The sequence below is a fragment of the Kribbella shirazensis genome, assembly GCF_011761605.1.
In the GTDB taxonomy this organism is placed as follows: Bacteria; Actinomycetota; Actinomycetes; order Propionibacteriales; family Kribbellaceae; genus Kribbella; species Kribbella shirazensis.
Window position 1 is genome coordinate 571,823 of sequence record NZ_JAASRO010000001.1, and the last position, 20,071, is coordinate 591,893.

Annotated in this window: 17 protein-coding genes; 4 read left to right on the forward strand and 13 right to left on the reverse strand. The window is 69.8% G+C overall.

Translation table 11 applies throughout. From position 1 onward, the window contains the following. Window positions 1–18 precede the first annotated feature (18 nt). On the reverse strand, window positions 19–357 hold the full coding sequence (locus BJY22_RS02755; RefSeq protein WP_167217795.1) for a sterol carrier family protein: 339 nt from the start codon (window positions 355–357) through the stop codon (window positions 19–21). An 88-nt stretch (window positions 358–445) separates the two neighbouring features. On the opposite strand from BJY22_RS02755, the gene BJY22_RS02760 reads away from it, so the two are divergent. Next, window positions 446–1,075, forward strand: a complete 630-nt coding sequence (locus BJY22_RS02760; protein WP_167203597.1) for a hypothetical protein — start codon at window positions 446–448, stop codon at window positions 1,073–1,075. 16 nt (window positions 1,076–1,091) lie between these two features. Here the strand turns inward: BJY22_RS02760 and BJY22_RS02765 are convergent, their stop codons facing one another. The 8 genes from BJY22_RS02765 to BJY22_RS02800 form a co-directional block, all read right to left on the reverse strand. Then, window positions 1,092–2,630 carry an alpha/beta fold hydrolase gene (locus BJY22_RS02765; RefSeq protein WP_167203598.1) on the reverse strand — a complete coding sequence of 513 codons (1,539 nt, stop codon included), beginning with the start codon at window positions 2,628–2,630 and terminating at the stop codon, window positions 1,092–1,094. After that, window positions 2,627–3,649 carry a PSP1 domain-containing protein gene (locus BJY22_RS02770; protein WP_167217797.1) on the reverse strand — a complete coding sequence of 341 codons (1,023 nt, stop codon included), beginning with the start codon at window positions 3,647–3,649 and terminating at the stop codon, window positions 2,627–2,629. The genes BJY22_RS02765 and BJY22_RS02770 overlap by 4 nt, the downstream gene beginning before the upstream one ends. 50 nt (window positions 3,650–3,699) lie before the next feature. Next, on the reverse strand, window positions 3,700–4,362 hold the full coding sequence (locus BJY22_RS02775; RefSeq protein ID WP_167203599.1) for a DUF4190 domain-containing protein: 663 nt from the start codon (window positions 4,360–4,362) through the stop codon (window positions 3,700–3,702). A gap of 106 nt (window positions 4,363–4,468) precedes the next feature. Continuing rightward, window positions 4,469–5,518, reverse strand: a complete 1,050-nt coding sequence (locus BJY22_RS02780) for a DUF4190 domain-containing protein (RefSeq protein ID WP_167203600.1) — start codon at window positions 5,516–5,518, stop codon at window positions 4,469–4,471. A gap of 31 nt (window positions 5,519–5,549) precedes the next feature. Then, window positions 5,550–6,221, reverse strand: coding sequence for a DUF4190 domain-containing protein (locus BJY22_RS02785; RefSeq protein WP_167203601.1), 672 nt, complete (start codon window positions 6,219–6,221; stop codon window positions 5,550–5,552). Window positions 6,222–6,379: 158 nt separating this feature from the next. Further along, complete coding sequence (locus BJY22_RS02790; protein ID WP_167203602.1) at window positions 6,380–7,588, reverse strand: DNA polymerase III subunit delta'; 1,209 nt, start codon at window positions 7,586–7,588, stop codon at window positions 6,380–6,382. After that, on the reverse strand, window positions 7,585–9,570 hold the full coding sequence (gene tmk / locus BJY22_RS02795) for a dTMP kinase (protein WP_167203603.1): 1,986 nt from the start codon (window positions 9,568–9,570) through the stop codon (window positions 7,585–7,587). The genes BJY22_RS02790 and tmk overlap by 4 nt, the downstream gene beginning before the upstream one ends. Before the next feature lie 9 nt (window positions 9,571–9,579). Beyond that, the gene (locus tag BJY22_RS02800; RefSeq protein ID WP_167203604.1) at window positions 9,580–10,680 is read right to left on the reverse strand and encodes a pyridoxal phosphate-dependent aminotransferase; all 1,101 of its coding nucleotides are present in this window, start codon (window positions 10,678–10,680) and stop codon (window positions 9,580–9,582) included. 63 nt (window positions 10,681–10,743) lie between these two features. Here BJY22_RS02800 and BJY22_RS02805 point away from each other — a divergent pair, with 63 nt between their 5' ends. Genes BJY22_RS02805 through BJY22_RS02815 form a run of 3 tightly spaced genes read left to right on the forward strand, consistent with a single transcriptional unit; the run spans window position 10,744 to window position 12,876 of the window. After that, a complete protein-coding gene (locus tag BJY22_RS02805; RefSeq protein WP_167203605.1) occupies window positions 10,744–12,156 on the forward strand; it encodes an aminotransferase-like domain-containing protein in 1,413 nt (470 codons plus the stop codon). 37 nt (window positions 12,157–12,193) lie between these two features. After that, window positions 12,194–12,469: a type II toxin-antitoxin system Phd/YefM family antitoxin gene (locus BJY22_RS02810; protein WP_167203606.1), complete on the forward strand. Its 276-nt coding sequence runs from the start codon at window positions 12,194–12,196 to the stop codon at window positions 12,467–12,469. Next, on the forward strand, window positions 12,466–12,876 hold the full coding sequence (locus BJY22_RS02815; RefSeq protein ID WP_167203607.1) for a PIN domain-containing protein: 411 nt from the start codon (window positions 12,466–12,468) through the stop codon (window positions 12,874–12,876). The genes BJY22_RS02810 and BJY22_RS02815 overlap by 4 nt, the downstream gene beginning before the upstream one ends. Window positions 12,877–12,960: 84 nt before the next feature. Here BJY22_RS02815 and BJY22_RS02820 read toward each other — a convergent pair whose 3' ends face one another. From BJY22_RS02820 to BJY22_RS02835, 4 genes are all read right to left on the reverse strand, one after another. Further along, the gene (locus BJY22_RS02820; protein ID WP_337758080.1) at window positions 12,961–15,735 is read right to left on the reverse strand and encodes a glycoside hydrolase family 2 TIM barrel-domain containing protein; all 2,775 of its coding nucleotides are present in this window, start codon (window positions 15,733–15,735) and stop codon (window positions 12,961–12,963) included. Between the two features lie 85 nt (window positions 15,736–15,820). Then, on the reverse strand, window positions 15,821–17,302 hold the full coding sequence (locus tag BJY22_RS02825; protein ID WP_167203609.1) for a sulfatase family protein: 1,482 nt from the start codon (window positions 17,300–17,302) through the stop codon (window positions 15,821–15,823). Between the two features lie 35 nt (window positions 17,303–17,337). Next, on the reverse strand, window positions 17,338–18,045 hold the full coding sequence (locus BJY22_RS02830) for a FadR/GntR family transcriptional regulator (RefSeq protein WP_167203610.1): 708 nt from the start codon (window positions 18,043–18,045) through the stop codon (window positions 17,338–17,340). Window positions 18,046–18,105: 60 nt separating this feature from the next. Beyond that, window positions 18,106–19,944, reverse strand: a complete 1,839-nt coding sequence (locus BJY22_RS02835) for a sialidase family protein (protein WP_337758083.1) — start codon at window positions 19,942–19,944, stop codon at window positions 18,106–18,108. Window positions 19,945–20,071: the final 127 nt, after the last annotated feature.

Genomic DNA, 20,071 nt, shown 5'->3' on the forward strand with positions numbered 1-20,071 from the left:
TTGCCAGACAGCGCCTAGTCAGCCGAGCGGGAGGAGGGTGCTGAGGTCCGTGCGCTCGCCGCTGGCGCGGAGTTTGCCGGTCAGCAGGGCGTCGGACCAGGTGATGCGGCCGAGCGCGACATCGATCCACAGGTCCGGGGGCATCTCGATCACCGCGCCCGGCGTACCGCGAGTGTGCCGGGGGCCTTCGATGCACTGCACGGCGCCGTACGGCGGGACCCGCACCTCCACCGCGTGGCCCGGCGCCTTCGCGACCAGGCGTTTCAGCAGTTCCTTGGTGAGCAGCTTCAGGTCGGCGCGTTCCGCCGTGCCGTCGTCGTAGTGCTGCAACGCCTTGCGGAACGCAGTGTCGGACATCTCCACGACGTGCCAGGGTACGCGGCGGTTTGCGGTGACGCCCCTTTCGTCAGCGATAATCGGGCGGGAGAGAGGAAGCGAGGTCGGGATGCTCACGCCCAGGCACCAGGCGCTGCTGATGACGCTGGCGGGAATGACCGTCGGCGTAGTCGCGTTCGGCACCGTGGTCGTCGTCAACGGCGGCAACCCGTTCGCGACCCAGGAGACGCCGGTGGGGATCGTCAGCCCGACCCCGTCGAGTACGCCGAGCCGCAGCGACGGCTTGGCGGCCGACGGTCTGCAGTACGTCGTACAGAACTTCGGCACCGACGACGACCCGGCGTCGGCCGAGGTCCCGACAGGCTGGAAGAGCGCCCAGGGCGGCACCCGGCCGAAGTTCGTGGACCCGACCGGGGCCTGGCAGCTCCGCTTCGACACCCGGGGCAGCAAGCAGAGCCCGGACGAGCTGGTCAAGAGCCGCGAGCGCAGCATCGACGAGCGCGACCTGCAGGTGCTGAGCCGCGACAACGGCACGCTGGTCTACACGTACGTCGACAAGAGCCGCGGACCGCGGATGGGCCTGTCGCGCTGGATCTCGCTCGACGGCGGCAAAACGTCAGCCGTCGAGATCACCGTCGGCGGCCGCCCGCAGGACGAGGCCGGCCTACGCGCCGTCCTCCAGCACGCCACCGACACCCTCGAGCTCCCGACCGCCCCCGGCGACGACCGGCCCAACTAACAGCCGACCGGCCCGACTAACACTTGATGTCGGATGCCGGGGTGTTGCCCTGGACGAGGTAGCTCTCGACGACGTTCTTCACGCAGGCGTTGCCGGACAGGTACGCCGTGTGGCCGTCGCCGTCCCGAGTGACCAGGATGCCGCTCTCCAGTTGGTGCGCCAGGCCGACCGACCATTCGTACGGCGTCGCCGGGTCGCGCGTCGTCCCGAGAACCATGATCGGCTTCGCACCGGCCGCCTTGATCGCGTGCGGCTTGTTCACCGCCTTCACCGGCCAGTTGACGCACGCCGCCGACGACCAGGCAAGGAACTCACCGAACCGCGGTGACGCGGCCTTGAAGTCCGCCGCCTCCGCCTGGATCTGCGCGATCGAGCTGAAATCCGGCCGGTCGAGACAGTTGACCGCGATCTGGGCCTCGTTCGAGTTGTCGCCGTACCCGCTCGGCTTGCGGTCGGTGTACTCGTCGGCCAGCGCCAGCAGGCGGGCGCCGTTCCCTGCGAGGCCGTCGGTGACGGCCTCCTCGAGCCGCGGCCAGAACTCCTTCAGGTACAGCGGGTAGACGAGACCGAGGACGACCAGGGCCTGCGTGACCTCGCGGTTCCCGTCGCCGGGCAGCGGGTTCTCGTCACTGATCTTGAGCAGCTGGTCGACCTTCGCCAGCACCTCGCTCTTGCTGCTGCCGAGCTTGCAGGAGCGCTGCGCACAGTCCTCCGCAAACGCGTCCAGCGCCTTGTCGAACCCCTTCGCCTGCGCCATCCCCATCTGCTGCGAGGTGATCGCCGGGTCGACCGCGCCGTCCAGCACCAGCCGGCCGACGTTCTTCGGGAACAGCTCGGCGTACGTCGCACCGAGATACGTCCCGTACGACATCCCGAGGTAGTAGAGCTGTGAGTCGCCGACGATGCCGCGCAGTACGTCGATGTCGCGGGCGGCGTCCTTCGTGGACACATGCGGGAGCAGCTGACCGGAGCGCTGCTGGCAACCGGCCGCGAGGATCTTGGACTGCTTGTCCAGATCGGCGATCTCGGTGGCGTTGTCGGGGCTGCCGTCGGCGGCGATCATCGCGTCCAGCTCGGCGGTGTCCAGGCACTTCACCGGTGTGGACTCGCCGACGCCACGCGGGTCCCAGCCGATGATGTCGAACTTCCGCAGCAGCGACGAACCGAACAGCATCGGCGTCTGCGCGGCGAACTCCTGCCCGGAGGCGCCCGGGCCGCCCGGGTTGATGAACAGCGAGCCGATCCGGCCGCCGCGGTCGCGGGCCAGAACCTTCCGCGCCCGCAGCTCGATGGTCTCGCCGGCCGGCTTGCTGTAGTCCAGCGGGACCTCGATGGTCGCGCACTGCTGGTTGGATCCGCAGCGTTCCCAGTCCGGCTTCTGCTGGTAGAACTTCTCCAGTCCCGCCGGGATCGGCCCCACCGGCCCGCTGGGCGGGTTGCTGCCGACGCCGGGCGCCGTACCGTCACCGGCGTCCTGCGCGCGGCTCGCCACTCCACACCCGCTCGCGAGCACCGCAAGACAGGCCAGCAGTACGGTCGACCTGCGGAATCTCACTGCGCGGAATCTCCCTCGTCGTCGTGATGCAGGCGGCGGCGCCGACGCGGCTTGCGGGCCCGGCGCTCCTCGCGGGTCTCGGTCGGTTCTGGCTGTTCGGGTACTGCGGGGCTCACAGCTGCGGGACTCTCGGGGGCGGTGCTCTCGGGGGCGGTGCTCTCGTCAGGTACGACGGGTGGTGCGTCCGGGGTCGTCGTACCGGATGCCTCGTACTGCTGCCGCGGGGAGCACACGTCCGCGCGGCTGCAGGCACAGCGCCGGCCCGACGCCGCCAGCCGGACGACCACGGTGTCGCTCGGCACGTTGTGCCCGACCACCACTCCATCACCCGCAGGGGTCTCCACCGCGCTCCCGACCGCCGGAGCCTTCGCGTTGAACTCCTGGTACAGCGGGTGCTCGTACTTCAGGCAGCACATCAGCCGGCCGCACGCACCGGAGATCTTCAACGGGTTCAGCGGCAGGTCCTGGTCCTTCGCCATCCGGACGCTGACCGGCTCGAAGTCCTTCAGGAACGTCGCACAGCACAGGTCCCGTCCACACGGCCCGATCCCGCCCTGCAGCCGCGCCTCGTCCCGGGCACCCACCTGGCGCAGTTCGATCCGCGCCCGCAGCGCGCGAGCCAGATCCCGCACCAGTTCACGGAAATCCACCCGGTGCGGCGCGGAGAAGTACACGATCACCAACTGGTCGATGTCCGGCCGCCGGTCGACGAAGTCGATCCCGACCACCTTCATCGGCAACCCGTGCTGCCGGATCGTCCGCTTCGCGATCACCCGGGCATCGGCACGCCGCTGCCGGTTCTGCTCGTCCCGATCCAGGTCCGCGGGCGTGGCGATACCCGCGCACAGCGGCAGCCCGCCGACCTCCTCGGTGACGTACTGCGGCGCCCACACGCACTCCGCCACCTCCGGCCCGTCGTCGGTCGGGACCAGCACCTTCTCCCCCACCCGAGGCCTGAACTCCCCCGGATCAAGGTAATAGAGCCGCCCGTACCGCTCGAACGACACCGCCATGACCATGCCCACGCCGCCAGGGTACTTGCCCGCCGCCCACCAGCGCGGGTTGGCAGTCAGGTGCTGGTGGGGCTGGTTGCCGAGTGGGTGATGGCGCTGGAGTGGGAGGAGGTCGGCGTCGGAGCGCCGTAGTACTCGTCGTCGGAGGCCCTGGAGCCGAGGACGATGAGGAAGACGAACAGCAGCAGGTACCCGATGGTGATCAGTGAGCCGATGACCAGGCCGGCGATCGCCATGCCCTTGCCGTCCTGGTTGCGGCGCTTGATCTGAACGAGAGCAGCGATACCCAGACCGATCCCCACCGGCGCGGAGATGCCGATGACCAGGCCGCCGAGGCCACAGACCAGTGCCGCGGTGGCGAGTCCGTTGGTCCCACCCGAGCCGTTGTACCCGTAGCCGCCGTACCCGTAGCCGTACTGCCCCTGCGCGTACTGCGCCCCGTACTGAGCCTGCTGCCCGTACTGGCCCTGCCCGTACTGCCCCTGACCTGCTTGCCCGTACGTCGACTGTCCGTACGTCGACTGTCCGTACTGTCCCGGCTGCTGTCCGTACTGTCCCGGCTGCTGTCCGTACTGGGGCGGCTGCTGCCCGTACGACGGTTGTCCTGGCGTCACCCAAGGCTGCTGGCCCTGGCCCGGGGCGGCCGGAAGGGGGCGGGTCGTGTCCTGCGGCCGGTCCTGCGGTCGCTCGGGCTCCGATCCGTACGGTGGCTGAGTCACGCTGCTCCCAGTGTTCCCAAGCGGGCCTTGACGCTCTGCTCCGCGCATCGTATCGGTCAGATGGGTTCGTGACAGGCCGCGGGCTGTTGCCGCGGGCAACCGCGCCCTAGCGATGGGTGTTCTTGACGGTGCCGGTGAGCTTCTCGTCGTCGGGGCCGAAGGCAGCACAGAAGACCCGGCGATCGCCACTGCTCCAGGCACTGCTGCCGGGCGTCCACCAGTCCAGGTAGAGCTCGGACTCGGTGCTCGACTTGCCGACGTACGTGCCGAAGGCGGGACTGCAGGCACGCTCGGCCGCCTTGTCCATGGCTTGGTCACTCGGGTACGCGCCGGCCGGCAGCGTCACGACCGCGACGATCTCGGCGTCGTGCGCGTTCGGGCAGGGCTGCCGGACGACCTCGTCTTCGTCGCCCGCCTCGTCGATGTCGAAGCACTCCCCGACTGTCAGTTCGTCGATGTACGTCGACGAACCGGAGCTCGACGACGGCTCCTGGGCCGGTGCCCCGTAGTCGTCGTCGGCCGACGAGCCGAACGCGATCACCAGCCCGAACAGCAGTGCGTACCCGAGCGTCACCAGCGAACCGATCACCAGGCCGGCGATCGCCATGCCCTTGCCGGTCTGCTGACGCCGGCTGATCTGCACGAGCGCCGCGATGCCGAGGCCGATTGCCACCGGCGCAGACACCCCGACGACGAACCCGCCAAGCCCGCAGACGAGCGCCGCCGTCGCCAGCCCGTTCGTCCCGCCCTGCCCCGGATAGCCGTACCCGTACCCGTACGCCGCCGGCGGCTGCCCGTACTGCATCGGATACTGCCCCGGCCCGTACCCCGGCCCGTACGGCAGCTGCGCCCCGTACCCCGGCGCCCCCTGCCCGTACTGCGCCTGCGCGTACTGCGGCTGCGCCTGTCCGTACTGCGATTGCGCGGGCTGCCCGTACTGCGGCTGTCCGGCCTGCCCGTACTGCGGTTGCGCGTACGGCGGCTGTCCCGGCGCCGCCCAGGGCGAGCCCGACGACCCGGCCTGCTGGGCGTGCGACTCCGCCGGGCGCCCGTACGTCGGGAACGGCTGCGTCGGATCGCGCGGCCGGTCCTGTGGCCGGTCGTGTGGCCGGTCGTGCGGCCGCTCCGGTCCTGGTCCGTACGGTGGCTGCGTCACGCTTTCCCCCACTGGTCCCCCGCCGCGGGCATTATCGCTGCGATCCGCGCATCGTACCGGTCAGACGGGTTCCCGGCATCCCGACCAGGCACAGGACGTTGCCGTCAGCAACCGCGCGGTCCTCCAGCACGACGTAGTACATGTCGAGGTCCGAGCTCTCGTAGGACTTCCCGACGAACTCGGCGAACGCGCCCGCGCACTGCTGCGTCGCCACCGCCCCGGTCTGCGCGGCCGGCAGCCCGACCAGGGCCGCCGTCACCTTCGCGTACGCCTCGCCGGTGTGCGGCGCGGCGCAGTCCGCGATCCGTACCAGCCGCAGCGCCTCGGCCTCCAAATCCGCGTCGAAGCAGCGTCCGACGTCGACCTGCGAGATCGACACGGTCCGGCCGATCCCGCGCCGGTAGTCGCCGATCAGGTTGAGCGTGACCGCCACACCGATCGCGATCACCCAGCACAGCGACACCGCCAGGGCGCCGTACGCGAGCCGCTTCCCGTGCCCGCCGGCCCGCTTGACCCGGCGCAGCGCAACGCCGGCCAGGACGACGGCGATCGGCACCAGGCCGGGCAAGCTGGTCGCGAACGCGGCCACGGCGTACCCGTCCTGCCGTTGCTGGGCGGGATTCGGGACGCCTACCAACCAGGACTCAGCCGGCGGCAGCGACGGCCGCGCAGGCTGGATCGGAGAGGGCGGCGGCTGGGTCACGGGTGTTCCATTCGGCAACATTCGGTGGCCGAGCATTGGCTTAACCCGGTCACCCAGTCATCGGACTCGCTGGTCTCGGTGTTACACCCGCCGCCCAGTTATCGGACGTAAATCACACCTCAGTCACCGCAGACGACGCAGCGTCCGCGGACGCCCGCTCAGCGCGACAGCCGGCGCGGAATCGCGAATCCGACGTTCCGGCCCTCGAACAGCGAGACCGTCATCGCCTCGAGCGCGACCAGCGGCGCCACGTTCGCCTCGATCGCTTCGCGGCACGTCGCGATCGCGTCGATCCGGCGTACCGTCTGCTCCGGTGTCGTCCGCGACGCCAGCTGCTCGATGTTGCCCTGCAGTTCGGCGTTGATCAGCTCGCTGCCGGACCGGGTCTGCACCACCAGGACGTCCCGGTAGAGCGCCATCAGGTCCACCAGCGACCGGTCCAGGACGTCGCGCTCCCAGCGCTTGGCACGGGCCTTCTGCTGGTCCTCGAGTTCCTTCAGCGCCGCGTTCGCCTCGCGTGGCTTCGCGCCCTTGGTGCCGACCCCGAGCGCCTGCTCGAGCGCGGCCCGCTCCTTCTCGTCGACCTTCTCGGCGCTGGCCTTGGCCTCGACCTTGGCCGCGTCGACCAGCTGCTGCGCCGCCTTCAGGCAGGCCCCGAGATCCCGCAGCGCGAACGGCACCTCCAGGACCTTCGTCCGCCGCTCCCGCACCTCCGGGTCGCGCGCCAGCGCCCGCGCCCGCCCGATGTGGCCCTGCGCCGCCCGCGCCGCGAACCAGGCCAGGTCCTGATCCACCTCGAGCTTGCGGGTCAGCATCTCCGCGACCGCGGCGACCGGCGGCGTCCGCAGCACCAGCAGGCGGCAGCGCGACCGGATCGTCGGTACGACGTCCTCGACCGTCGGCGCGCACAGCACCCAGACGGTCCGCGGCGACGGCTCCTCGATGCTCTTGAGCAACGCGTCCGCGGCCTGCTCGGTCAGCCGGTCCGCGTCCTCGACGACCATCACCTGCCACCGGCCCTGCGTCGGGCTCATCGCGGCCCGGCGGACCAGTTCACGGACCTCGCTGACCCGGATCGACAGCAGTTCGGTGCGGATCAAGGACACGTCGGGGTGCGCGCCGCTGAGCGCCGTACGGCACTCGTTGCACTCGCCGCAGCCGTCGTTCTTGCACTGCAGTGCGGCCGCGAACGCGCGGCCCGCGTTTGACCGGCCGGACCCGGGCGGCCCGGTGATCAGCCACGCGTGCGTCATCCCGGCGACCGCGGCGCCCGTCTCACCGCGCAGCACCGCGGCGGCCCCGCCGACAGCCTTCCGCAGTACGGCGACCGCGGGCTCCTGGCCGACCAGATCGTCCCAAACACTCATAGATCCACCTTGGGAAGCATCGGCTGGAGTCGGGCGCGGATCTGTTGCGCGATGTCCTGGCGGTCCTGGGTGGCGTCGAGGACCAGGTAGTGCTGGGGCTCGGCGGCGGCCAGCTCGAGGAACGCGTTCCGCACCCGCTCGTGGAAGTCGTCGGACTGGGCCTCGATCCGGTCCCGCTCCGTGAACCGGCCGAGTCCGCGCTTCGGCGGCAGATCCAGCAGGATCGTGAGGTTCGGACGCAGATCGTTGGTGGCCCAACGGTTCACCCGCTCGACGTCGGACAGGTCCAGGTCCCGCCCGGAGCCCTGGTACGCCAGCGCGGAGTCGACGTACCGGTCGGTGATCACGACCGCGCCCGACTTGAGCGCCGGCTTGATCACCGAGTCGACGTGCTCGGCCTTGTCGGCGGCGTACAGCAAAGCCTCGGCGCGGTGCGAGATGTCGCCGGTCGCCGGGTCGAGGACGATCTGCCGCAGTGTCTTCCCGAGCTCGGTCGCGCCGGGCTCGCGGGTCAGCAGGACCTGCTGCCCCTGCTCCTCCAGCCACTTCACCAGCAGCGCGGACTGCGTCGACTTCCCGGCGCCCTCACCGCCCTCCAGCGCGATGAACAGCCCGGTCGTCGGATAGTCCCCACGCGTCTTCCCGAAACTCCGCCGTACGTCCCGCCAGAACGGCACGCCCGGACGGTCGTCCATCTGCCGCCAGGCGAGCAGACCGATCACGCCGGCCAGTACGGCGGCCGCGAGCATCGTCATCGAGGCGCCGTTGTACGTCGCCGACCGGCCGCCGACCGTCCAGGTCTGCCGGCCGATCGCCCCCGCCGCGAACGGCGCGATCGCCAGCGTGATCGCGAGCACCGTACGGACGGCGGACTGCACGAACGCGAACGTCCGGCCGCGGACCGCGTCCGGCACTTCGAGACCGAGCAGCGTGTACCCGGACACCCACGAGCCGCCGGCGCAGAAGCCGAGCAGGACCGCGATCATCGTCGCGATCTCGATCTGCTGGATCAGCGCCAGCCCGGCCAGGCAGATCCCGGAGCCGACCAGCCCGGCCGCGAACAGCCGCCGCCGGGACAGCCCGGAGAAGATCCGCGGGGCGAACCCCATGCCGAGCGCGAGGCCGCCGAACACGGCGCCGAAGAGCACGCCGTACCCCGGATCACCGGCGCCGAGATCCTCGACGTACGTCCGGCCGAGGCCGATCACGACCGCGCCCGCCGCGAACGCTCCGGAGATCCCGACCACGAGACCGCGGACCACCGGCGTACCGGTGACGTAGGACCAGCCCTCGACCATGGTCCGCCACAGGGTCGGATGTTCCTCGTGGTCGTGGACCGCGCGGCCGATCTCGGCGACCGACACGATCGCGAACGCGGAGATCACGAACGTCGCCGCGTTCACGTAGACGGCGAGGTCGATGGAGAAGTCGCCGGCCCAGCGGGTGACCAGGGTGATCGCGGTGAAGATCACCGCGGCCGGGAGCGCGGAGCCGTACGTGGTGATCAGGCTGAGCTGGTTGGCCGCCTCGAGCCGGTGCCGGGGCACCAGATTCGGCACGCTGGCGTCCTTGGCCGGGCCCCAGATCAGGCTGACGATCTCGATCAGCACGGTCGCGACCAGCAGCCAGGTGAGCGTCCCGACGAGCGGGATCGTGACGAAGAACGCGGCCCGGATCAGGTCGCCGAGGATCATCGTCCAGCGCCGGTCGAGCCGGTCCGCGATCCAGCCGGCCACCGGACCCATCACCAGCGCGGGCAGCACGCGCAGGAACAGCACGCCGCCGATCGCGAAGTTCGCCGCCTGGTAGTCGTCGCCGGCGAACGACTTCGCCATCGCGGTCAGCGCCAGCAGCCCGATCCAGTCACCGAGACTCGACAGCCCGAACCCGATCCACAGCCGCCGGAACGCCCGGATCCGCAACACCGCTCGCACATCGTGCGCCGGTGCAGGATCGGTCAACGGGTCATAGGCCTCCGGCACACCGCAAGCCTAGTGGTCCCCACAGACAGCCCCGCGCAGCGCATCCAGCGCCGCCTTCAGCTCCTCAGGCGGCAAATACCCGAACCCGAGCCGGAACACCCGCGGCTCGTCCCCGAACCAGTCCCCGTCCGCCAGCCGCACCCCAACCTCCACCGCCTGACGCCGGAACCGCTCCAGGTCAACCGACGCCTTGAGCCGGACCACGCACAAGGCCCCCGCGTCCGGCCGAACCCACTCCACGACGTCGCTGTTCGCCCGTACCCAGTCCTGTGTCAGCGAGAGGTTCTGTTCCAGCCACGTCCTTCGTTCGGCGAGAATCGTGGACTCCTGCTCGAACACCCGAAGCGCCAGCGCCTCAGTCACCGGCGACGCCGTCACGACCGTGTTGAACTTCGCCGTCGTCAGCCGCTCAACGAGGCCGTCGTCCGTGCTGATCACCCACCCGATCCGCAAGCCGGCCGCCCCGTGACACTTCGACAGCGACGCAACCGACACCACCCGCGGCCCGAGGGAGAGCGCAGTGTCTGCGACCGGATCGTCGCCGTACGACGCCGTCCGGTACGTCTCGTCGACCATCAGGTAGGCCTCCGGGCAGACCTCGGTCATCGCGTTCGCGATCTCCTGCAGGGTTTCCCGCGGTACGGCGACACCGGACGGGTTCTGTGGCGTCGCCAAACTGACCAGCCTGGTCTCCGACGTCAGCTGCGCACGTACTGCGTCCGCGGTCAGCCGGTACCCCTCGTCGAAGCTCAGCGGAATCACCCGCACCGACGCACCAACAGTCTCGAACGCGTTCCGTGTCATCGGGAACTCCGGCGCCGTCGTGACGACCTGACCACCACGATCCGCCAGCAGGTACGCGAGCAGGAAGATCCCGTGCATCCCGCCGACGGTCACCACCACGTCCTCCGGCCGTACGCCGTGGCGGTCCGCGATCGCCGTACGGAGCCTGAGGTCGCCGGCCGCGGTGCCGTAGCCGAGTTCGAGGTCGGCGAGCTCCGGGGTGAGCAGGTCGGCGAGCCGGAGCTCCGGGCCGTAGCTCTCGCCCAGGTCGTGCCGCGGCTGCTCGGCGGTCAGGGACATGATCGGGTTGCTCGGGAAGGTCGCCATACCGTCATCGTTCTGGACTTCCGGTGGTGGTTGCAGAGCCAATCCGGCAGAATTGGTTCGCGGATGAGACCAATCGAGGTGGTTGACCGGTTGGGCCGCTGGTCGTCCGGCCGCGGCCCGCTGTACGTGCTGCTCGCGGCCCGGCTGCGGCAGCTGATCGACGACGGTGACCTGCCGCCGGGTGTCCCGCTGCCGCCCGACCGCGCGCTGGCCTCCGCGTTGGCGGTCGGACGTACGACGGTGGTCGCCGCCTACGACCTGCTGCGCGCCGAAGGGCGGATCACCCGCCGGCAGGGCAGCGGGACGCGCGTGGCCGGCGTACCGTCCGGAGTGCCGCCCGAGGACGCGCCGGTCGATCCGATCTTCCTGGACTCACTGGAAGCGCGCGACGACGACGTACTGCTTGCCATCTGTGCCGCTCCGGGCGATCCGCCGCCGCAGCTCGCCGACGCGTTCCGGGCCATCGCACCAGAGCTCGGCCGCATCACCGACGACATCGGCTACTACCCGTACGGTCATCCCACGCTGCGCCAGGCGCTGGCGGATCGCTACACGGCTCGCGGCGTACCGACCGGGCCCGAGCAGGTCCTGGTGACGAACGGCGGCCAGCAGGCGCTCTCGCTGCTGGCCCACGCCCTCGTGTCGCCGGGTGACCAGGTGTTCGTCGAGGCGCCGACCTACCCGGGAGCGCTGGAGGTGTTCCGGGAGGAGGGCGCCGTACTGCGCGGCCTGCCGGTGGGACTCGAAGGCCTCGAGGAGGCGATCCGGGAACGGCGTCCGGCGCTCGCGTATGTCATCCCGACGTACCAGAACCCGACCGGCGCGGTGATGTCCGCGCTCGCGCGTCAGCGGGTCGCCGGTGCGGGGATCCCGGTGATCGAGGACGAGGTGCCGGCCGACCTCGGCTTTCCTGGCGAGGAACTGCCCGTGCCGATGGCGGCGTACGGCGACTCCGTGATCTCGATCGGCTCACTCAGCAAGAGCATCTGGGGCGGCCTGCGGATCGGCTGGATCCGCGCAACGCCCCCGCTGATCAACCGCTTGGCCAGGCTGCGGGCGGTGCACGACCTAGGCGGTAACGTCCCGAGCCAACTCGCCGCCGTCCACCTGCTCCCACTCCTGGACGGCCCCGACCTGCATGACACCCTGAAGGCGCGCCACGACCACCTGCACGCTCTGCTCACCGAGTCACTCCCCACCTGGGAGATCCCGACCGTCTCCGGCGGTCAGTGCCTCTGGGTCCGCCTCCCGTACGGCGACGGCATCTCCTTCGCCCAAACCGCCCTCCGCCACGGCCTGGCCGTCCTCCCCGGCACCACCCTCGACATCACCGGCGCCGGCGACCCCCACCTCCGCCTCCACTTCCGAGCCCACCCCACAGCCCTCACCGAAGCCGCCCACCGCCTCACCACCGCCTGGTCCACCTACAACCCACCCACCACCCGCCAACACCCCCGCCCATCCATCGCCATCTGACTGGCAGGTGTAGAACACAGCGTTCTACACTGAGGTCATGGACAGCATCCCCGTGCGCGAACTCAACCAGCACACCAGCGCCGTACTCGCGCGGGTCGCGAACGGCGAGTCCCTGGAGATCACCGTCAGCGGGCGCCCCGCAGCCCGCTTGGTCCCCATCGACGACAGCACCAGCATCCGGGCCGATCTTGTCCGCCGTGGCCGACTGATCCCAGCCAGCAATCCGGGACCTCTGACGCTTCCCCCGGGCGAACCGGACCTGTCGATCGACTCCACCGAAGTCGTCTCGGACCTCCGCGAGGAGCGGCTGTGATCTTTCTCGACTCGGCCGCGATCGTGAAGATGATCCGTCGGGAGAAGGAGAGTTCAGCGCTCGAGTCCTGGCTGGCGGCGCAGGCGGACAAAGAACTGGTGGCATCGGCGCTGGTACTGACCGAGGTCCCCCGGGCACTGCGCAGATCGGATCCCGGTCGGCTCGCTGCCGTTCCGACCGTTCTCGCCAGGCTCGACAGGGTCCCGGTGGATGACACGGTCCTGGCGACGGCGGCTGCCTACGCGGACCCGATGCTGAGGACCGTCGACGCGATCCATCTCGCGAGCGCCCAAACCCTTGTCCTCGAAGGGCTCCCACTGACCGCCCTCGTCACCTACGACAAACGTCTGCTGGCCGCTGCGTCCGAAGTGGGCCTTGCGACCGCCGCGCCTGGTGCGGAGGACTGATCGGTAGCGCCACGCAGGCAGAAGTGGGTTCTGGGCCAGGGTTTGGCGGTCGAACCATGGGTTCTGCCTGCGTGGCGGTTCGGGTCAGCTGGTGAAGCGGAGCGTCAGGTTTGCCGGGGCGGTCTTCAGTTTGTCGCGGTCGGGGAGGGCGGGGCCGCAGGCGGCGGTGCCTACGCCGGTTTGGGACAGGTCGATGGTGACGTAGGTGGTGTCGCCGGGGGTCAGGTCCGCGGTGTGTTTCGCGTTCTCCAGGTCGGCGGAGGTCCAGTCGCGGACCGTGAGGCCGAAGAGGTGGTCGACGGCCTCGACGCGGAGGCCGTCCAACGCGGCCCAGCGGGTGTCGATGCGCTGGCCGTTCTCCTGCGGGCGGACGTACGGCGTCTGCAGTTCGGCGACCGTGGCGGAGTACTTCCCGACGGCAGCCGCCTCGCGCGTGTCGACGTACGCCTCGTTCGGACCGGTGCCGAACCACTCGACCTGCTGGACCTTCGGCAGTTCGAACGTGATGCCCAGCCGCGGCAGCACCTCCGGGTACAGGCCTTCCGGTACGACGCTCAACTCCAGGACGACCCCACCCTCGACCGCGGTCCAGCGCCACGTGCTGCGCAGACCCCACTGCAGCGCCGGGGGCGCGGTCCGGGTGACGACCTCCCAGGCTCCGTCGCGTTCGCCCTCCGACACGACCCGGTGCTGCACCCGGTGCAGCCCCTGCTCGCGCCACGCGGCGGCGACCCCCGGGATGGCGTCGTTGTCGATCGGCGCCCGCCAGACGTCGAGCCGCGCGTTCCGCACACCGGCGACGCTGATGCCGTCGACGCCCGCCTGGCCGGCAGCCGGCGTACCGCTCACCTGGACCTCGGCCGGAACCGGCTCGTCCAGCCGGATCTGGCCCCAGGCGATCCGGTGACCGGCCTCGGCCCACGACGTCGCCTCGGCGAGCTCGGCCGTGACCGTCAGCCAGGTCTCGGGCTTGGAACCGTCGCCCGGCGGCAGCTCGATCGTGACGGTCTCACCAGGTGCGATCACCGGAACCGACAGGCTCCCGGCATCCACCTGCGCACCTTCGGTCTCCACCACATACCTGAAGCGCAGGTGGCTGGTGTCGAGCACCTCGTAGCGGTTGGTGATCGCGATCCGATTGCCCTCGGCAACGATGCGCAGCGGCTCGATCACCTTGACGTACTCGTGCATGCCCGGCGACGGCGTACGGTCCGGGAACAGCAGCCCGTCGCAGACGAAGTTCCCGTCGTGGATCGACTCGCCGAAGTCCCCGCCGTACGCGTAGACCTCGCGGCCGTCGATCGTGGTCCGCAGGCCGTGGTCGATGAACTCCCAGATGAATCCGCCCTGGCAGCGCGGGTACTTGTCGAACACCTCGCGGTAGTCGAGCAGCCCGCCCGGCCCGTTGCCCATCGCGTGCCCGTACTCGCACAGGATGAACGGCAGGTTCCGGTACAGCGACGTGTCCGCGCCGATCTCCGCGCACCCCTCCGGCGAGGTGTACATCCGCGAGTAGATGTCGACGAACTCGGCCTCGGTGTCGCGCTCGTAGTGCACCGGCCGCGACGGGTCGAGCTCCTTGACGAGGTCGTACATGTGACGAAGGTTCTCGCCCATCCCGCACTCGTTGCCGAGCGACCAGATCACGATCGACGGGTGGTTCTTGTCGCGGTGCACGGTCCGCCGCATCCGCTCGACCAGGTCTTCGCGGAACCGCGGGTCCATCACCGGGTTGGGCAGCTTCGGCGGCTGCGGCTCGTACCCGAACCCGTGCGACTCCAGGTCGCACTCGTCGATCACGTACAGCCCGTACTCGTCGCACAGCGACAGGAAGTACGGGTGCGGCGGGTAGTGGCTGGTGCGGACCGCGTTGATCCCGGCCCGCTTCATGATCAGTACGTCGTCGAGCATGTCCTGCTCGGTGACGGCGCGACCCCGGTCCGGGTGGAACTCGTGCCGGTTGACACCGTTGAACAGCACCCGGTTGCCGTTGACGGTGAAGATCCCGTCGACGATCGCGACCGTGCGGAACCCGATCCGCAGCCGGACCTCACCGCCGGCGGTCCGCAGTACGGCGTCGTACAGCCGCGGCACCTCGGCGCTCCAGGGCTGCACGCCCTCGACGCGGGTGTGCTCGCCGGTCGGCAGCTCGAGGCCGAGCTCGGGAATGCTCACCGTGCCCGGTACGTCGGACTCGACCAGCAGCGTGCCGGCGCCGTCGACGTGGTCCCACGCGGCCTTGACGAAGACGTCCGTCGGCGCGTCCGGACGCAGCGCGATCAGGTTGACCTCGCGGAAGATCCCGGACAGCCACCACATGTCCTGGTCCTCGACGTAGCTGCCGGCCGACCACTGGTGGACCCGTACCGCGATCCGCGCTTCCTTGCCGGGGGCAACCAGCTCGGTGACGTCGAACTCGCTCACCAGCCGCGATCCGGACGACCAGCCGACCCACTCACCGTTCACGTACACCGCGAACCGCGAGTCCACGCCTTCGAACCGCAGCACGATCCGGGCGCCGGCGAAGTCGGCCGGCACCGTCACCGTGCGCACGTAGTCGCCGGTCGGGTTGTCGGTCGGCACGTACGGCGGCTCGAGCGGGAACGGGTAGACCACGTTCGTGTACGCCGGGGCGCCGTACCCGTTCAGCTGCCAGTGGCCCGGGACCGCGATGGTGTCCCACCCGGAGGTGTCCGGGTCCTTCAGGTCGTCGGGCGCGTCCGCCACGGTCGGGGACAGCCGGAAGCTCCACTCCCCGCTGAGCGCCAGCCGCCCGGAGTCGTCGTCCAGCCAAGCGCGCGGGGGCAGCACGTTCGCCCCGGAACCGAAGTCCTCGACATAGTTCAGGTCATCCGTCACAGCATGCGAGCCTAAGCCAACCCTGTTCACGAATCCACACCGATGAACAGATATGGACAACCCCGCGATGGCCGATTACGGACAGCTACCAGACGTCGTCGCGCACGGGGAGCGGGTCCGCGGTCATCGCCATCCGGTCGACCATCCGGTGCAGCATCCGCATTTTCAGGTCGCCGTACGCCGGGTCGTCCCAGCGGTTCACGTTCTCACCCGGGTCGTCGACCAGGTCGTACAGCTCGCCCGCCACCGCACCGGAGTGCCCATGGGCCACCACGATCTTGTGCTCGGCGCTCCGGATCATCGTCACGTACGCGCGTTCGCCCTCGTGGATGCCGCCGGCGTTGTACGACTCCGAATAGACGTCGTCGCGGTGCTCCGCGTCGGGGATCGTGCCGTTGATCACCGGCCACAGCGACCGGCCCTGGACGCCCGGCTCGGGAGCCGCTCCCACCGCCTCGAGCAGGGTCGGCGCGAGGTCGACGAGCTCCACGAGGGAACCGATCCGCCGCCCGGACGGCAGCCCGGCCGGCCAGTTCAGGATCAAGGGAACCCGGACCGCCGGGTCGTAGAAGTGCGGCCCCTTCAGGTAGAGGCCGTGGTCGCCGAGCAGTTCACCGTGGTCGGCCTGGAAGACGACGATCGTGTTCTCACGCTGCCCGGTGCGGTCCAGCGCCTCGAGGATGCGGCCGATCTGCCGGTCGAGCAGGTCGATCATCGCCCAGTACGCGGCACGCATGATCCGGTGCTCCCGGTCGGACCTGTCCGGGTAGGCGATCGTGCGAGCACCTCGGTAGACGCCCTCGTGGTGCCAACGCTGGAACTGCGGCTTGGTGTCGAGCTCCCCCGGCACGTAGTTCGGCAGCGGCAGGTCGTCGACGATGTCGACGTACCGGTCGAGCAGTTCCTTGGGCGGGTCGAACGGATGGTGCGGGTCGTAGAAGTTGACCGACAACAGCCACGGCTGGGGGAACCCTGCCATCACCTCGACGAACTCCGTGGCTGTCTCGGCACACCAGGTGGTGTGCTGATGCTCCTCGTCCAGACCGATCTGCACCTCGTCGGTCTCGGGGTGCGTCTCGCGCTCGAACTCGACGCCCCGGGCACGCAGCCAGTTGGTGTAGGAGTTGGTGGGCCAGTCCATCGCGGCCTGGGCGGCGTACGGCGGTGGCTGGTGGGACCAACTGAGCCAGCTGTAGCCGTCGTTGATCCGCGGCTCCGCCGGGCGGTCCGGACGGGGACGGGCCGCGCTGAGGTGGAGCTTTCCGACCAGTCCGCACGTGTAGCCGCTGTCGGCGAGGATCCGGGGTACGACGCGTTCGTCCGGCGGGATGGACTGACCGTTCTGCCGGACCCGGGTCGTGCGCGGGTACCGCCCGGTGAGGAAGCTGACCCGCGACGGCGTGCAGACCGGACTCTGCACGTAGGCGTGGTCGAACAGGACGCCGTCCTCGGCCAGCCGATCGAGGTTCGGGGTCTCGACCCACGGGTTCCCGTAGACGCCAAGGCTGTCGAACCGCTGCTGGTCGGCGCAGATCCAGAGAATGTTCGGCCGCTCGTCGGTACTCATCGGACGGACCATGCCTGTTCTCCTGCCTGAAAGGGCTACCCAGGCGAACCGGATTTCCCGGTGCCCTCCGTCGGTGATGACGCCAGCGGTTCGAGGCGGTGACGGATGTAGCTAAAGTGGTTGACCATCGCGTCGTACATCCCCTCGCCCGCACGCAGGGCGTCGACGATCCCTTGGTGCACCCGCGCGGGGCGGGGGTCCCGTTCGCCGGGGAGCGAGCTGTACAGGCGGTTGAACAGCTCCCAGAAACTGTCGATCAGGGAGGCCACCAGCTCGTTCTCGAGGGGACGGTAGAGCCGTGCGTGGAAGGCTTTGTCGACCTCGTGGACCGATTCCCCGGCCTCCTCCTTGCGCTTCATCTCGTCGACCAGCGCCTGCAGGTCCTCGAGGTCGGCCGGGCCGAGCGACTTGGCGACCATTTCGATGAGGCCTTCCTCGAGCGCCTCGCGGACGACGAAGACCTCGTGCAGTGACGCACCCCCGACCGCCAGCCCGTACGGCAACTGATCGATGATCGGGCGGAACGAGAACTTGCTGACGAACAGTCCCCGGCCCGAGATCGCCTCGATCACCCCGAGCGACTGAAGACTCCGGGTCGCCTCGCGCAGCGAGATCCGGCTGATGCCGAGGTTCTCCGCGAGCTTCGCCTCCGAGGGCAGCGGATCCCCCGGACGCAGGCCGTCGTCGTCGATGTACTGGCGCAGCCGCTCCTGCGCCACTCTGAAGGTTTCTCCATGCTTCATGGAGCTATAAGCTCTCTGTCAGCTCCCGAAATCAAGCGACTCACCGGCCGCCGGCGCCGATCACCGAAAGATCCGGTTCAGCGGCAGGTGGGCGACGACCGCCCGGCTGCTGACGCCGTTCGTCGTCATCAACGTCTTGACCCGGGTCGCGTCGAGGGCCTCCCGGATCACCCAGACCTCGTCCATGGCGCCGACGAAGGGCCAGTTCACGCCGTCGACCCGGGCGCCGACGCGCACCCCGGCCGGCGCGTCGACGGACACCGAGCCGGGGATCGGCCCGGCGGTACCCGCCCGGACGCCGTCGGCGTACAGCACCGTCTCGCCGGTGTCCCGGACCAGGGCGACGTGATGCCACCGGCCATCGGTGAAGCTGCCCGGCGCGTCCACGAAGCGGGCGGTGACGGTGTCGTCGAGCAGCGCCCGGAGCCGGCCGTCCTCGATGGCGATCCGCCATTTCGCCCGCTCGGTGGCCGACGAATGCGCCCAGAACAGCGCCTGTGCGGCCTTGGTGTACTCCGTGCGGAACCAGACCGCCACCGTGAACGGATCGTCCGCGAGAGCCAGGTCGCTGCTCTTCGGGAACTCCACGTAGTCACCCGCGAGCGCGAGACCACGACCGAAGCCGCCCGGGACGAACGCCGGCCGACCGCTCACGACGGCGTTGTTGTCCCGCCCTGACTCGTCCGGCGTCATCCTGGGCGGCAGGGAGACCGTGTCGAGAACCGGGACGGGTACACGGGCGAACGAGATGCGCTGGTGGTAGGCCAGGCCGGGCGGAACGATCTCGTGGAGCCGATCACCGTTCTCGTAGAGCGATCCGATCAGCCGGATGTCGTTGTCCTGGCCGAGCTCGACCAGATCGGAGTAGCCGGCCGGACCGTCGTACAGGACGACGCCGTCGTTCCACGTCCGGCCGTGGTCGAAGCTGGATCGCAGCGTCAGGTTCTCCCGTGCGATGTAGTGGCCGGGCGAGGAGATGACGATGCGCTCGCGGGGGTCCACGGTCGGCGACAGGGTCAGTACCGACCCCTGGACCTGCGGCGCGACGATGTCGGGAACCGGTACGTACGGCCCGTCGAACGTCTCGCCGCCGTCGCTGCTCGTGGTGGTGATGCGATTGCCTGGATCCATCAGGTGCGAGTTGCGTGCGTTGAAGTACAGCGTTCCGTCGGTGCGCTCGGTGACCGCGTTCTCGTTGCCGACGGCGTCCCCGGTCTGGGTGGCCACCGCGCCGAGCCGCCAGGTACGGCCGCCGTCGTCGCTGTAGATGACATGACTGTTCTCCCGCGACACGCCGTCGACCAGGAAGCTGTGGTTGCACGGGGCAACGAGTCGGCCGGCGTGCGGACCGTGCCGGAGCGCGATGCCGTGACCTGGTCCGGTCGAGTACCACTTCCAGTCCGGCGGCTTGACGGCCGCCGTGATCTCCGCCGGATCCGACCAGGTGGCACCGCTGTCCGCGCTGCGCTGGACGAACACGCGCCGGGTCTCCTCGGCGGTGACCTCGCCACGCCGGATCTGTCCGGCGTTGACGTGGCCGGCGTTGTGCGTGCTCAGCAGGACGATGTCGCCCGAGGCAGGATCGACGATCGGGACCGGGTTGCCGAACGTGTTCGGACCGTTGTCACCGACCACCTGCAGGGGGTCCCAGGTCCGGCCGCGGTCGTGTGACCGGCGCAGGACCAGATTGATGTCGCCGGAGTCCGCGGCGGACACTCGGCGTCCCTCCGCGAAAGCCAGGACGGTACCGTCGGGCGCCTTGATGACGGCCGGGATCCGGAAGGTGTGGTACCCGTCCATCAGCGACCGGAACACGGTCGCGAACTCCACCGTCGGTCCGGTCGCCTCCGCCCTGACCGCTCCCGCGACCGATGCGGTGAGTCCGGTCGCGGAGCTCACACCAGCAGCCACCGTCGTCTTGAGAAACGTGCGTCGTGTCGATCCGTGTCTGGCCACAGGGTTCTCCCTCGTCGAAGGATCTACCCGTATGCTAGCTGCTAGCTTATAGCTGTCAAGAGTTGGTCCC

Excerpts from the sequence above, each read along its gene's own strand:
- BJY22_RS02800 (WP_167203604.1), bottom strand. The coding sequence starts at position 10,680 with ATGGCGACCTTCCCGAGCAACCCGATCATGTCCCTGACCGCCGAGCAG.
- BJY22_RS02755 (WP_167217795.1), bottom strand. The coding sequence starts at position 357 with ATGTCCGACACTGCGTTCCGCAAGGCGTTGCAGCACTACGACGACGGC.
- BJY22_RS02760 (WP_167203597.1), top strand. The coding sequence starts at position 446 with ATGCTCACGCCCAGGCACCAGGCGCTGCTGATGACGCTGGCGGGAATG.
- BJY22_RS02830 (WP_167203610.1), bottom strand. The coding sequence starts at position 18,045 with ATGAAGCATGGAGAAACCTTCAGAGTGGCGCAGGAGCGGCTGCGCCAG.
- BJY22_RS02810 (WP_167203606.1), top strand. The coding sequence starts at position 12,194 with ATGGACAGCATCCCCGTGCGCGAACTCAACCAGCACACCAGCGCCGTA.
- BJY22_RS02790 (WP_167203602.1), bottom strand. The coding sequence starts at position 7,588 with ATGAGTGTTTGGGACGATCTGGTCGGCCAGGAGCCCGCGGTCGCCGTA.
- BJY22_RS02805 (WP_167203605.1), top strand. The coding sequence starts at position 10,744 with ATGAGACCAATCGAGGTGGTTGACCGGTTGGGCCGCTGGTCGTCCGGC.
- BJY22_RS02770 (WP_167217797.1), bottom strand. The coding sequence starts at position 3,649 with ATGGTCATGGCGGTGTCGTTCGAGCGGTACGGGCGGCTCTATTACCTT.
- BJY22_RS02825 (WP_167203609.1), bottom strand. The coding sequence starts at position 17,302 with ATGAGTACCGACGAGCGGCCGAACATTCTCTGGATCTGCGCCGACCAG.